Below are 597 nucleotides of genomic sequence, written 5' to 3' on the forward strand. Positions count from 1 at the left end.
GTTCATTTACTTGGTTTGCTATCGCCAGGCGGGGTTCATAGCCATGAAGACCATATCATTGCGGCAGTTGAGCTCGCTGAGCGCCGCGGAGCCAAGAAGGTGTATGTTCATGCATTTCTTGATGGCCGTGACATGCCCCCACGCAGCGCAGAACCTTCATTAGAAAAATTAGAAAACTTGCTCAGAGAAAAAGGTATCGGTCGCGTTGCCAGCATCGTCGGCCGCTACTATGCAATGGACCGCGACAACCGATGGGATCGAGTTGAGTCGGCATACAACCTGCTTACCCTCACGGAAGGACAATACACAAGTGCTTCCCCTGTAGCGGGCCTACACGAAGCATATGCACGTGATGAGAATGACGAATTCGTCGCGGCTACCGTTATCCAAGCCCCAGATGACGAGCAAGTACAAATCCAAGACAAAGATGCCGTGCTGTTTATGAATTTTAGAGCAGACCGAGCTCGAGAGATCACTCGCGCATTTGTCGAACCAAATTTCGATGGCTTTGAGCGCAAAGCAATTCCTAGTCTATCTGACTTTGTTATGTTGACCGAGTATGCCGCTGACATCAAAACTTCATGCGCTTACCCACCG

At 50.3% G+C, this 597-nt stretch carries 1 pseudogene; it reads left to right on the plus strand.

The features are described 5' to 3' along the window. A pseudogene (locus A3738_RS07670) lies at nucleotides 1-597 on the plus strand (2,3-bisphosphoglycerate-independent phosphoglycerate mutase); the annotation flags it as partial.

This window comes from Oleiphilus sp. HI0066 (assembly GCF_001635725.1).